The 13,248-nt window shown below is 40.3% G+C and carries 15 protein-coding genes, 2 tRNA genes and 1 pseudogene; 6 read left to right on the top strand and 12 right to left on the bottom strand.

What is annotated here, in order from left to right; translation table 11 throughout:
* Positions 1-16 precede the first annotated feature (16 nt).
* Positions 17-2,200 (bottom strand): YgiQ family radical SAM protein, encoded by a 2,184-nt coding sequence (locus tag P20439_RS05350; RefSeq protein ID WP_008115511.1) that lies wholly within the window; start codon positions 2,198-2,200, stop codon positions 17-19.
* Between the two features lie 300 nt (positions 2,201-2,500).
* On the opposite strand from P20439_RS05350, the gene P20439_RS05345 reads away from it, so the two are divergent.
* Both P20439_RS05345 and P20439_RS05340 read left to right on the top strand, forming a co-directional pair.
* Complete coding sequence (locus P20439_RS05345) at positions 2,501-3,049, top strand: SRPBCC family protein (protein WP_008465106.1); 549 nt, start codon at positions 2,501-2,503, stop codon at positions 3,047-3,049.
* Complete coding sequence (locus P20439_RS05340) at positions 3,018-3,899, top strand: TIGR03899 family protein (RefSeq protein ID WP_008115509.1); 882 nt, start codon at positions 3,018-3,020, stop codon at positions 3,897-3,899. The genes P20439_RS05345 and P20439_RS05340 overlap by 32 nt, the downstream gene beginning before the upstream one ends.
* Positions 3,900-3,941: 42 nt before the next feature.
* Here the strand turns inward: P20439_RS05340 and P20439_RS05335 are convergent, their stop codons facing one another.
* From P20439_RS05335 to P20439_RS05305, 8 genes and pseudogenes are all read right to left on the bottom strand, one after another.
* On the bottom strand, positions 3,942-4,712 hold the full coding sequence (locus P20439_RS05335) for a TIGR04219 family outer membrane beta-barrel protein (RefSeq protein WP_008115508.1): 771 nt from the start codon (positions 4,710-4,712) through the stop codon (positions 3,942-3,944).
* A gap of 3 nt (positions 4,713-4,715) precedes the next feature.
* Positions 4,716-5,702 carry a DUF2333 family protein gene (locus P20439_RS05330; RefSeq protein WP_008115507.1) on the bottom strand — a complete coding sequence of 329 codons (987 nt, stop codon included), beginning with the start codon at positions 5,700-5,702 and terminating at the stop codon, positions 4,716-4,718.
* A gap of 8 nt (positions 5,703-5,710) precedes the next feature.
* Positions 5,711-6,220 carry a copper chaperone PCu(A)C gene (locus P20439_RS05325; protein WP_008115506.1) on the bottom strand — a complete coding sequence of 170 codons (510 nt, stop codon included), beginning with the start codon at positions 6,218-6,220 and terminating at the stop codon, positions 5,711-5,713.
* A gap of 78 nt (positions 6,221-6,298) precedes the next feature.
* Complete coding sequence (locus tag P20439_RS05320) at positions 6,299-6,625, bottom strand: hypothetical protein (protein ID WP_008465103.1); 327 nt, start codon at positions 6,623-6,625, stop codon at positions 6,299-6,301.
* A gap of 10 nt (positions 6,626-6,635) precedes the next feature.
* Positions 6,636-6,841, bottom strand: a pseudogene (locus P20439_RS18150) (PspC domain-containing protein).
* A gap of 10 nt (positions 6,842-6,851) precedes the next feature.
* Positions 6,852-7,532 (bottom strand): PspA/IM30 family protein, encoded by a 681-nt coding sequence (locus tag P20439_RS05315; RefSeq protein WP_008115503.1) that lies wholly within the window; start codon positions 7,530-7,532, stop codon positions 6,852-6,854.
* 261 nt (positions 7,533-7,793) lie between these two features.
* Positions 7,794-8,726, bottom strand: a complete 933-nt coding sequence (gene dusA, locus P20439_RS05310; protein WP_036932963.1) for a tRNA dihydrouridine(20/20a) synthase DusA — start codon at positions 8,724-8,726, stop codon at positions 7,794-7,796.
* Positions 8,727-8,849: 123 nt separating this feature from the next.
* Positions 8,850-9,470, bottom strand: a complete 621-nt coding sequence (locus P20439_RS05305) for a MarC family protein (protein WP_008115498.1) — start codon at positions 9,468-9,470, stop codon at positions 8,850-8,852.
* A gap of 92 nt (positions 9,471-9,562) precedes the next feature.
* Between P20439_RS05305 and P20439_RS05300 the strand changes: the two genes are divergently transcribed.
* The 3 genes from P20439_RS05300 to P20439_RS05290 all read left to right on the top strand — a co-directional run bounded on the left by P20439_RS05300 (position 9,563) and on the right by P20439_RS05290 (position 10,953).
* On the top strand, positions 9,563-9,997 hold the full coding sequence (locus P20439_RS05300; protein WP_008115496.1) for a transcriptional repressor: 435 nt from the start codon (positions 9,563-9,565) through the stop codon (positions 9,995-9,997).
* Between the two features lie 63 nt (positions 9,998-10,060).
* The gene (locus P20439_RS05295) at positions 10,061-10,528 is read left to right on the top strand and encodes a chemotaxis protein CheX (protein ID WP_008465100.1); all 468 of its coding nucleotides are present in this window, start codon (positions 10,061-10,063) and stop codon (positions 10,526-10,528) included.
* Positions 10,525-10,953 (top strand): secondary thiamine-phosphate synthase enzyme YjbQ, encoded by a 429-nt coding sequence (locus P20439_RS05290; RefSeq protein WP_008115492.1) that lies wholly within the window; start codon positions 10,525-10,527, stop codon positions 10,951-10,953. The genes P20439_RS05295 and P20439_RS05290 overlap by 4 nt, the downstream gene beginning before the upstream one ends.
* Positions 10,954-11,115: 162 nt before the next feature.
* Here P20439_RS05290 and P20439_RS05285 read toward each other — a convergent pair.
* From P20439_RS05285 to orn, 3 genes are all read right to left on the bottom strand, one after another.
* Positions 11,116-11,191 (bottom strand) — tRNA-Gly (locus P20439_RS05285).
* Between the two features lie 87 nt (positions 11,192-11,278).
* Positions 11,279-11,354: transfer RNA gene (locus tag P20439_RS05280), tRNA-Gly, on the bottom strand.
* A gap of 167 nt (positions 11,355-11,521) precedes the next feature.
* Positions 11,522-12,067, bottom strand: coding sequence for an oligoribonuclease (orn, locus tag P20439_RS05275; RefSeq protein WP_008465098.1), 546 nt, complete (start codon positions 12,065-12,067; stop codon positions 11,522-11,524).
* Between the two features lie 122 nt (positions 12,068-12,189).
* On the opposite strand from orn, the gene rsgA reads away from it, so the two are divergent.
* A complete protein-coding gene (rsgA, locus tag P20439_RS05270) occupies positions 12,190-13,248 on the top strand; it encodes a small ribosomal subunit biogenesis GTPase RsgA (protein WP_008115488.1) in 1,059 nt (352 codons plus the stop codon).

The raw sequence follows: 13,248 nt of genomic DNA, 5'->3' as shown, positions 1-13,248 counted from the left end.
TTTACATAAGTTAAGGCTACTTAGCGCGCTGGCGATTACCGCCTACCTTAGGTTTAGTGTTGGCTTTTTTAAACTGACTAAAGCCAGTATGACGAGTAAGCGCAGGACGACCGCCCTTATTGCCTTTACCGCCTTTGGTTTGCCTTTCATCTCTGCCTTCTTCTGGCACTAAACAATTTGGACCTTTACCAATGAGTTTAGCTTTGCCCATATTACGCAGGGCTTCACGGATCATTGGCCAACCGGCAGGATCATGGTAACGCAAAATCGCTTTATGCAAACGACGCTGGCGCGCGCCTTTTGGTACCGCAACTTGCTCAGTATTATTTTTAATATTACGCAGCGAGTTCATTTCAGTATGATAAATGGTGGTCGCATTAGCCATCGGTGATGGGTAAAAGTTTTGCACCTGATCAAGCTTAAAGTCATTCGATTTCAGCCACAAAGCCATATTCACCATGTCTTCGTCTTTAGTCCCTGGGTGAGCAGAAATAAAGTATGGAATTAAATACTGCTTTTTACCTGCTTCTTTAGAGTACTTATCAAATAGCGCTTTAAATTCATCATAGGCGCCCATACCCGGCTTCATCATTTTTGATAATGGGCCGTCTTCTGTGTGTTCTGGGGCTATTTTTAAATATCCACCAACATGATGAGTTACTAGCTCTTTAACGTAACGAGGATCACGTACAGCAAGGTCATAACGTACGCCCGAAGCAATTAAGATCTTTTTGATCCCTTTAACCTCACGCGCCTTTTTATATAAATCGATAGTCGGGGTATGGTCAGTATCCATATGCTTACAAATATCAGGATACACACACGACAAGCGGCGACAGGTACTCTCTGCTTTTTTACTGGTACAACGCAGTTTGTACATATTTGCGGTCGGTCCGCCTAAATCAGAAATAACCCCAGTAAAGCCCGGCACTTTATCTCTAATTTGCTCAATCTCTTCAATAATTGATTCTTGTGAGCGGCTTTGTATTATTCGCCCTTCATGCTCAGTAATAGAACAGAACGAACAGCCGCCAAAACAACCACGCATAATGTTTACCGACGTTTTAATCATATCGTAAGCAGGAATTTTATCGTCGCCATAACTTGGGTGCGGAATACGCTGATACGGTAAACCAAACACATCATCCATTTCTTGGGTTTCAAGTGGATAAGCTGGCGGATTCACCCAAATAGAGCGATCGCCATGACGCTGAAATAGCGCTCTTGCACAACCGGGGTTAGTTTCTTGGTGCAAAATACGCGATGCATGGGCATACAATGGTTTATTAACACTGACCTGCTCAAAAGCGGGTAGCTTAACGTAAGTTTTTTCCCATGGTTTAGGGCGCGCAGGCTGAATGGTAATTGGTTTTGCAGCTTCGGCTTTTAAATCAATACCCGCTTGCTTAAATTCTGATTTAGCACAACCCACATCATCCGCACCATAAGGATTAGGAATAGGATCTATTTTACCAATTTTATCAATCGCGGTTGAATCACTGCCGCGCCAACCGGGTAAAGGCTCCTTACGAATAACCGCCGTGCCTCTCACATCTTGTATGGTATCCATGGTTTCACCTGCAGCGATACGATGCGCCACTTCAACTAATGGACGTTCGGCATTACCATAAATTAAAATGTCACCCTTAGCGTCAAACAATACACTACGGCGTACTTTCTCTTGCCAATAATCGTAATGAGCAATACGACGCAAGCTGGCTTCAATGCCCCCTAACACCAGTGGCACATCTTTATAGGCTTCACGACAACGTTGTGAGTATATGATCACGGCACGGTCAGGGCGTTTACCACCTACATTTCCCGGTGTATAAGCATCATCGTGGCGCATACGTTTTTCAGCGGTGTAACGATTGATCATCGAATCCATGTTACCGGCTGTAATACCAAAAAATAAGTTAGGCTTACCCAATGCCATAAACGCATCTTTAGAGTTCCAATCAGGCTGAGCAATAATGCCCACTCTAAATCCTTGCGCTTCAAGCACACGGCCAATTACGGCCATCCCAAAACTAGGATGGTCTACATAAGCATCACCGCTAATAATAATAATATCGCAGCTATCCCAGCCAAGCGCGTCCATTTCTTCGCGTGTTGTTGGTAAAAATGGGGCTGTGCCATAACACTCAGCCCAATACTTAGGGTATGAGAATAAGGCGCGATCAGCTTTTAATGTGCTCATAAAATTGGCCGTTCAATAACAAAAGGCGCGAATTATACCCTATCGACATCCACGTTGATATAGCTCAAAATGTAAGGTGGTGATTAAAAACCGCCTACTTTTATAGCAATACTAAAACAAAAATATCATCTAAACTAATTACTGCTAATGTCTGCTTTTAGAATTGTTTTAAGCAGATAAAACAAACAAAAATCCGCAGCTCTAAGCTAAACTATTAAATAAGCTGTGATTATTAACAATTCATAGACGCTGTAATATTAAAACCAATGAGGCATACCTATTAAACTACTTAAACAATTAATGCAGTTTTCAGCCATCTTACTGTTGGCGTTTGTTGTTGTGGGGTTACTTTTACCACAAAACTATCACGTGCAAAAAAGCATTAAAATAAATGCCCGCCCTCCTGTTATAAAGTCATTAGTGGAAGATTTTACGCAGTGGTACAAATGGTCGCCGTGGCAGCAAATAGATCCCAACATTGAATTTAGTATTGGTGAACCAAGTTCTGGGGCAGGCGCCTATCAGTCTTGGCAAGGTAAGTGGGGCAATGGCGAAATGACAATATCATCATTGAGCGCCAATGAAGTTGTATTTAGTGTGTTATTTAATCAAGAACATATTATTACTAGCCGATTACTATTTAGCCCGCATACAAAAACCGTCACGTGGCATATTGAAGGGCAAGCAACGGTGCCACTCATTTCTGGCTATGTTGCTATATTTGCTGAAAATATATTAAGCAATATAGTCACTCTTGGGCTAAATAACCTAAAGACGGTAGCCCAGCTCAGTGATGCACAAGCAATAATGGAAAGTCATGACAGTCAAAACCGCACAAGCCAGAATTAAACTTGCCAATATTATTGAGTCACTGTTAGGTTACTCAGTCACAAAAGTGAGTAATACACCTGCAGCTGATGAAAAAACCTATAATACGCAGGGTAAAGCAAAGTCTCTTTATCGTATTAATAGCGAGCATTCAGTGTTAGCTCGAGCACAAAAAAGACAAGATCTACTGCTAATAAAACAACAACAAAATATCGAGACTATTTTAGCCTTAGCAATGGAATTTTGTCCTGATGTAGCCTGCGCTAAACAACCTGACGCCGATTGGGTGGAGCACTTTATTGCCTTATGTGAAGATACCTCAAACCAATCTATGCAAACATTATGGGCAAAAATTTTTACTGGCGAAACCATTAGCCCAGGTACCTTTTCTATAAAAAGCTTACAAACTCTCAAACACATGACCCAGCGCGAAGCTGATTCATTAAGAAAGTGTGTGTCTATTTCAGGGTATAACGAAAAAGACAGTAGTCACCTAATATTTTTAGGCTATTACAAAAAACCCTCGTTATTTGATTTATTAGGCAAGGGTAATAAAGTGTCATTAAGCATAGGTAAAAGCGGTGTGAGCTTTCCTGATGTATTAACCTTAATGGATTTAAATTTGTTATACCGTAAAGAGATTGAATCCGCTGCATTAAAAGCAGGACAAGAAATTACCCTCTCCTTTTTGACTCAAAAACTAACTTTAAAAGCAAAAAGTAACGACTTAGTATTGAGTTATTATAAGTTTACCCAAACCGGTGATGAACTGTTTAGACTGATGAATTACCCAATTAATAAAGTGTACAAACAGTTAATTGGTGCAGCATTTGAGGGGGAGTTTGAATTAGTATGGCACGCTTCAAAATAACTAAAAAAAGCCACACAAGGTGGCTTTTAGAAAAATCGGTGCTTAAAAATGAACTTGTATGCCCGCAAATGGGCCTGAAGCATCAATATTAGTATTAATGTCATCTACATCATCAAGTTCTAAAACCATAGAGCGGTAGCCCGCTTTAACCGCAACATCAACGGCTAGGTTATCAATAAACTCCCAAGCAATACCCATTTGGTAATCTTGTACTTTGCTATCGTCAATGGCTAAAAAGCTACCCTCAGCAAAAACACTTAAACCACTAAACGGTAAACCCGCTTCAAAACGGCCGTATGCTAAAGGCACCACACCTGAGAACTCTTCAATTTCAGTGAAGTTAGCGCCACCTTGTTGTGATGTACCTGTTACCACAAGCTCACCATCAAACTGCTTAGCATTAATACCTAAATCAATCGAGATTAAATCGTTATCAAAAATCTCGTAGTAAAGAATATAATCAATGTGCGATAAGTCAGTAACTGAATTAACATCAGTGCCTACAACATAATCAGTGCCATTGAAAGTAAATGTATCTTCCAGTCGCGTTGAACCGGTTAGTTCAAGCTCAGTGTATTTTAGCTTTAAGTTTGGCACTAATGGAACCGGATGCTCAAGTGCGGCGTAATAGCTAACAAAAGTCTCATCTTCAAAATTGAAGTTTTGTAGGGCGTTATTATTATCAGAAAAGCTACCGTCATTATCGGCTTTCCAACCATCAACCCCTACATACAAACCCAATACAGTGTCGGCTTGTGCTACAGGTGCTAAACATGCCATTGATAAGGCTGCTGCTATACAATACTTTTTCATTTTTTATCCTTGCGCTAATAATTCGCTAAGTTCAATCAGTGCCGCATTGGCTCTAGAGATATAATTTGCCATAACGAGTGAATGGTTGGCGACATAACCGAACCCGTTGCCGTTTAAAATCATTGGGCTCCAAACGGTTTCTTGGGTCGCTTCAAGCTCGCGTATAATTTGTTGTAAACTAACACGAGCGTTCTTTTTATCAAGCACTTCGGCAAAATCATATTCAACCGCTTGTAAAAAATGCAGTAAAGCCCAAGTAGCACCGCGTGACTCATAAAATACATCATCAATTTCCCACCACGATGTTTTTACTTGTTGTTGCAATGGCGTATAAGTGGCTTGAGTATTTGAAGAGTTGCCGGCTAAATCGGTATTTACCTTATCTTGACCTACACTCGCACTCAAACGTTGGCTTAGGCTACCTAAGCGTTTTTCTGCTTCTTTTAACCAACTGCGTAAATTATCTGCACGTGAGTAAAATTGGCTATCGCGCTCATGCTGATTCGCAATTTGAGAGCGGTATACTAATAAGTAATCAATGCCCTTTTGATATTCGCCCTCAGCACTCGGCCATGCCCATGCTTCAGAGCTGATATTAAATTGTGGTTGTGCTTTTTTAAGCGCTTCGTGCTCAGTTGATTGTGACTGTGAACGACTAAAATCTTTTCGCATTGATAATGCTAAATCACGCACCATTTCCAACGCGCCATACTCCCAAGCTGGCATGTTGTCCATTATTACGCTCGGTGGCAGCACATCATTTGATAAATAACCACCTGACTTAGTTAAAAGAGTATCAGAGACAGTGATAAGCGTTGAAGTGGTTACATAGCCTGTTACTGGTTTCTCGTTACGCAACTGTGCTTGTTGTTTTGCATTTTGTACCACATCAAAACGTGCAGGCTCTATGCTCCAGTAAACTGCAATAGCGTAAAATACGACAAACAATAATACCAATGCCGTTATTATTTTTCCTTTATGCTGTGACATTTATCCCCCTAATGATGACTATGATCTTTCGATGCTTTTACCGGCTCAGCTTGCGATGCTAACGAAACTACTTTTGCATTAGTGAACACTCGATTCCCATCTTCAAAATATAGCGTGAGTTTGCGTTCTTGACCTACTTTTAACGGCTCTTGTGGTTCAAACACCATTAAATGATAGCTACCAGGCTTAAAATCGAGTTGCTGGTGAGCTTTAATAAGCAATGATTCTACTTTTTGCATTTTCATCATACCATCAGCGTGGACGTTCTCATGAATCTCAACACGACCTAAACCATCTATGGTCGCTCTTATGAGTGTTGCCGGTACATTACTGTGATTTTCAATACTAAAATAACCCACGCTCGCTTTAGTGGCAGGTAAAAACTCTCTTACTTGCGCATGCGTTACTTGTAATTGCGCAACGACACTATCGTGTTCATGTCCTTCATGCGCCAATAACGAAGACGAAAAAACACCCATCAATAATGCACTTGCACTTAAAATACATTGTTTAATCATCAGTAAAATCCTTGTTAAAATATAAAAATATAGTCCAAATTTATCATAATTCCCTAATATTAGGCAGCTAATTTAAGTTTAAGAAGCCACTTTTTTGTTATCTGCGATTAACCAGCATAACCCTGCCACAAACAATAATGGCCAAGCAATCATCAATGATCCGAATAAAAAGGCTAATATAGTTCCAGCCAGTGCCACCATCGCCGCGCCAACAAGCCCCATGGTTACCAAAGCAGCAATCGCAATAACAACAATAATGCCGACTAACGCCCCAATGAGCTCAATACCTGTCCAACTAATATCTGAAATCCACAGCGGAAATTGCCATACATCAAAATGAATTATCGAACCGCTATTAATTAAAAATAATGTAACAATAAGTAGGCATACGGCGAAAGTTTTCATGTTGCTCTCCTTACACTGCTTTTTCTTCAAGACAACAGTGTGCGATTAAATAACCTAGCGCCACTGCAAACGGAAAACTTAAAAATAATAAAACGGTGACTAAGCGAGTAGACCATACCGGAAAGTCTAATCGATAAGCTAACCCACTACAGACACCCGATATTTTTTGTTAAGTGTATTTTTATACCAACGACGATATGTATTAAAATTATTCATAACAATCTCCTTAGGCTGTTTGTTTATCAGCGGTGTTTAAACTCGCTTTTAAACTTGCCAGCTCTGCATCAATTTTTTCGTTTTTAACCAGTGACTCAATTTGCATTGCCGTATTGCTCGCTGTATCTGTTAGTTCATACGCTTCAACTTGCGATTCAACACTCTCAACGCGGCGCTCAATTTGCTCAAATCGTGATAAAGCAGTGGCCACTTTATCGCTCTGCAGCTGAGTATTTATCTTTGCTCTTGCCTCAACCACATTTTCACGCTTTACAAGTTGTGCTTGCTTAGCTTTAGCCTGTGTCATTTTTTGCTGTAGGCGCTCACAATCCTCTGTGATTTTTACAATTGATTGCTGCAATGTCTCAAGCTGTGTTTGTAAGCATTCTATGTTTTTTTCAACTGTGTGTTTTTCAGCTAATGCTGATTTAGCTAAATCGTCACGATTTTTTGCAATGGCATGTTCGGCCTTTAATTGCCAATTTGTGAGCGCTTGTTGTTTATTGCTTATTTGACGCTTGATATTCTTTTCTTCACATAATAGTGCTGCCGCGGTGCTACGACACTCATTAAGTGCCTCCTGCATTTCGGTTAGCATCAAATTAAGTAGTTTTTCTGAATCTTCGGCTTTATCAAGCATAGCTACGATATTTGCTTGAATGACGTCGTTTACGCGATTAAATATACCCATGTTATTCTCCTGATGATTTTTTATTTATACATCAACAGGATTCCAAGAGTTATGCCAATAACTTAACATTATTTTATTTTCATTAAATATCAATAATTTAAATCATTTTTGGCGGGTAAGTTAATGACTAGTCACTGAATGAAATTAAGTCGAATTGGCTAATAAATTACATTTTTGACTAAAATTTGGGATCAAAAAAAGCCACCTGAGGTGACTTTTTCTATACAGAGGATCTGTTACGCCAATTGCATTAAATTAACATTACTCGGGTACGTAGCTTAGTGCCTTATCCATAACACTTAAATCAGCTTGCTTGCCATGACCATTTTCAGATAAGTGGCGTCTAAAACCACGCGCACCAGGTTGCCCCTGAAAAATACCCAACATATGGCGAGCAACATGCCAAAAATTAGCCCCTAAACGCATCTCTTCTTCAATGTAATCATACATAGAGCGTACAACATCATGTCGAGACTGAGTGTTAGCTGCATCACCATAAATTTTTTCATCTACTTCATTAAGCATAAATGGATTACTGTAAGCCTCTCGGCCAACCATAACCCCGTCTATGTACTGTAAATGCTCAAGGCTTTGCTCAATGGTTTTAACACCACCATTAATACTTAAATCAAGTTGTGGGTAATCTTTTTTAAGCTGGTAAACGCGGGGGTAGTTAAGCTCAGGAACTTCGCGATTTTCTTTCGGGCTCAACCCTTTTAGCCATGCCTTACGGGCATGAATAATAAAGTCATCGCAGCCAACTTTATGTGAAGCCTCTATCAAAGCACATAAAAACTCATAAGAATCTTGCTCATCAATACCAATACGAGTTTTAACCGTAACCGGAATATTCACTTCACTTTTCATTGCAGCAACACACTCTGCAACTAAATTAGGCTCAGCCATTAAACAGGCACCAAAACGTCCATTTTGCACACGATCTGACGGACAACCTACATTAAGGTTTATTTCATCATAACCACGCTCACCAGCAAGCTTGGCACACTGCGCTAGCGCTTGCGGATCGGATCCTCCTAATTGCAATGCCACAGGACCTTCGTGCTGATTAAAATGCAAGTAGTCACCGCGGCCGAATAAAATAGCGCCTGTAGTGATCATTTCAGTGTAGAGCACGGTGTGTTTTGTCATTTTACGATGAAACGTACGACAGTGGCGATCAGTCCAATCGAGCATAGGGGCAACAGAAAAGCGTCGATTTAAAGTACGTTTATCCAAAATGTGATCCTCAAAAATTTATAATTTAAGCACAGCTTAAAAGGCGCTGCATTTTACACAAAAGCCCTATGCGCAGCAATATTAAGCAAACACTTGCAAGCCAAAGTATTGCGCAATACCGTTTAAAATATTAGTCACCGCGACTGAGCTTAAAATTAACCCCATGATTCGACTAATAATACTCGCTCCACTATCGCCTATTATTTTATGTACATGCGTAGCAAGTAATAACAAAATCAGTACCACCACTAAAACAGCTAACATCATTGATGAGGTAATCATTTGCTCAACCCAGGTATACTCCTCATTGCGCGTCATTAATACCGCACCTAACATGGCACCGGGACTGGCTATTGAAGGGATAGCGAGCGGAAAAATAGCGGTTTCAGTGCTGTCTCTAACACTTTTAATTTCAGCTTCGGGCTTACTTTCACCAAAGGTCATGGAGAGCGCAAAAATTAATAAAATTAAACCACCTGCTATTTGAAATGCCGAGAGCGGAATCTCAATCACATTCAATAATTGCTCGCCAGCAACCACAAAAAATAACAGCACTAAAGCAGATACACCCACGGCCTTAAAAATCACTTTACGCTTAAACTTGTCGTCATCTCCCCGAGTTACAGCGATAAAAACCGGGATGGTGCCTATTGGATCAATAACCGCAAAAAAGAAAATAAATATAGCTAATAGCTCATGCATTAATGAATACCTTTGGACAAAATCAATTAATAAAACGCTGCAACTACAATACAGTATGTTAGTATATCACGGCAGCGTAAGGATGAGAGAAGATGAATATAGAATCACTCGTAAGTAAAGCAAAACAAGTATGCGACAACCGTGGTGCGCGATTCACACCAATTCGCGAAAAGGTATTTCGTTTATTAGCCAGTGCCCAAGGTGGTGTGGGTGCATACGATTTACTTGAACAATTAAAAGTCACTGAAACAGGTGCTAAACCTGCAACAATTTATCGTGCTTTAGACTTTTTAGCCGAACTCGGTTTTATTCATAAAATTGAAAGCACCAATGCATTTATGCTGTGTCATCATTTTGATCATATTCATCCTGTTCAGCTATTAATTTGTGATAGCTGCGGTTTTGTTAAAGAGCTGCATTCAACAGTAATTTCACATGAGCTCAATAACTTAGCAGCTGAAAGTGGCTTTGTCGTTTCAGGGCAAACAATAGAAGCGCATGGTAAATGTGACTCTTGTCGAGCATAGCTCAGCGACTATAGCTATACTTTACGTATAACCTTTATCAGTACCAATTTAAGGATATCTAACATGAATGTAGAGTTCATTAATCCCTTTTTATCTTCTTTGATGAATGTATTGAGCACTATGGCTCAAACTCAATTAAAACCAGGCAAGCCGCGTATTAAAACCGATGAGATAGCCTGTGGTGATGTATCGGGATTAATTGGTATGGTCGGTCCGCAAACTCGTGGTTCATTTTCAATTACCTTCGACGAGAGTTTAGCACTGACTATTATGGAACGTATGTTAGGTGAGCGACCAGACAGTATAAATGAAGAAGTAACTGACATGGTTGGCGAAATAACCAATATGGTTACCGGTGGAGCTAAGAATTTATTAGGGGAAAAAGGCTATGACTTTGCCATGGCAACTCCCATCGTTGTCTCTGGTACAAACCACACCATTACGCATAAAAGTGACGGCAAAAAAATTCTTATGCCATTTACCAGTGACGCAGGTAATGCAAATATTGAAGTGAGTTTCGATAAGCTATGAGCTGGTCGCAAACTACGATTACATTAAAGCCTCGCTCGCGAGGCTTTCATTTAATTGATAACGACATACTTACTCACCTCCCACAACTGAGCCAGCTTAAAGTTGGTTTATTACACTTATTTATTCAACACACCTCAGCCAGCTTAACTATTAACGAAAACGCGGATCCAACGGTACGCATGGATATGGAAAGCCACTTTAATCAGTTTGTTCCAGAGCGCCAGCCTTATTATCGCCATGACTATGAGGGCGATGATGATATGCCTGCCCATATAAAAACCAGTACCTTAGGTTGTGAGTTAACTATACCGATTAGTGATGGTCAGTTAGCGCTAGGAACTTGGCAAGGAATATACTTAGGTGAGCACCGTGATCATGGCGGTTCAAGACGTATTATTGCAACTTTGCAAGGCGAAAAGTTTTAGGTTTTAGGTTTTAGGTTTTAGGTTTTAGGTTTTAGGTTTTACAACATAGATCATTCGCACACATTGAACATTTCAAAAAGTTACATAAATTAAATTTATAATGATTCGCGTGTGGGTTATTGTTTGCTATTTGAGAATGAATATCTGGAAAGTAAATAAGATTGGAGCGGTACACGAGGCTCGAACTCGTGACCTCGACCTTGGCAAGGTCGCGCTCTACCAACTGAGCTAGTACCGCATTTAATTCTAGGTTCTAGGTTCTAGGTTCTAGGTTCTATCAATTTTAACCTTTTATCTTGAACTACAATTTCTTTTGGTGAGAAATTGGAGCGGCACACGAGGCTCGAACTCGTGACCTCGACCTTGGCAAGGTCGCGCTCTACCAACTGAGCTAGTGCCGCATTCTAGGTTCTAGGTTCTAGGTTCTAGGTTCTAGGTTCTAGGTTCTAGGTTCTATCAATATTAAACCAGTTCTTTTAACCTAAGCTCAAACACACTAACCCCGCGGGGGTTATCGTCTTGAGCGGGGCAGGATTCTACAATAATTAGGGGGCTTTGCAAGTATTTTTTATAAATTAAAAAACTTTTCTCGGTAAACCTTTAATTCCATAATCGAATCTTTAATGTCATCTAACGCTAAATGCGACCCTTTTTTATTCACTTGAGCCAGCACATCTGGTTTCCAACGACGAGCAAGTTCTTTAATGGTACTGACATCTAAATTACGGTAATGAAAAAAGTCTTCAAGCTCGCGCATATACTTATTCATAAAGCGGCGGTCTTGGCCTATCGAGTTACCACACATAGGTGAAGCACCCGCTGGCACCCATTGCTTTAAAAACGCAAGTGTTTGTTCCACGGCATAAGCTTCATTAAACGTGCTTGCCTTACAGCGTGCCGTTAGTCCAGATTTGCCATGCTGAGTTGTACACCACTCATCCATACCATCAAGTAGTTCATCACTTTGATGAATGGCAATCGTTGGGCCTTCGGCTAATATATTCAGATCAGCATCAGTGACAACAGTTGCAATTTCAAGTATTTTGTCAGTCTCTGGTTCAAGTCCGGTCATTTCCAGATCGAGCCAAATTAAATTTGATTTATTAATAGTCATAATTACCTTAAACGGTGCTTTTCTTTAGATCCAACGCATTTCGATATATCATATTAGCATCAACCGTCGAGCTAAAGCTTTTTTTAGCAAACTCGGCATTTAACTCAGGTTATAGGCCTCAAGTGGCAAAACAGAAAAAATTAAGTAAAGGCCAATCCCGTAGGATCAAGGCTAACCATCAAAAGCGTTTAAGCAATGCCGACGCAAAACCAGCGAAAGCGGGTGCGCAAGAGTGGCAAACAGATAATTTAGGTCAAGTGGAAAATGCGATTGTCATTAGCCGCTTTGGGCAACATGCCGATGTAGAAACGCAAAATGGCGATGTTCTTCGCTGTAATATTCGCCGTACCGTATCGAATTTAGTATGTGGCGATGAGGTATTATTTCGTCGAGCAAAAGTAAGTGAAGGCGATTTAGCGGGTGTTATTGAAGCAACTCAAGAACGTCGTTCACAGTTAACGCGCCCTGATTTTTACGACGGTGTAAAAGTTATTGCCGCTAATATAGATCAAATTTTAATGGTTTCAGCGGTACTGCCAGAGTTTACGCCAAGCATTATCGACCGCTATTTAATTGCCTGCGAAGACATGGGCATTGAGCCAATTTTAGTGCTTAATAAAATTGATTTAATTGATGAAGCTGGTTTAAACGACATACAACAAATACTCGATATTTACCGTAAACTTAATTATCAGGTGCTGCTAGTTAGTAATATAACCGGCGAAGGCATTAATGAATTAAAAGAAGTACTTGTAGGCAAAAACAATATTTTTGTTGGCCAAAGTGGTGTGGGTAAATCTACCTTAGTTAACACTGTGCTGCCGGATGCTGAAATTTTGACTAAAGAAGTGTCTGAAAACAGCGGTCTAGGCCAGCACACCACGACAGTATCGCGTCTGCATCATTTACCAAGTGGCGGTAACTTAATAGATTCACCGGGTATTCGTGAGTTTGGTTTATGGCATTTAGATGTTGAACGAGTCACGTGGTGCTTTAAAGAATTTAGAGAGTTTATAGGTGGATGCCGTTTTAGGGACTGTAAACACTTAAACGATCCTGGCTGTATAATTCAGCAAGCAGTCGCTGATGGCGATATCTCAAAGTTACGTTTTGAAAGCTATCATCGTATTTTAGAAACCATGGCCGATGGCCGTGCCGGCGCGCGTGCGCCTCGCGTATAA

It is taken from the genome of Pseudoalteromonas sp. BSi20439 (genome assembly GCF_000241165.1).
Lineage (GTDB): Bacteria > Pseudomonadota > Gammaproteobacteria > Enterobacterales > Alteromonadaceae > Pseudoalteromonas.
This window is presented reverse-complemented; position numbering and strand designations above follow the sequence as displayed.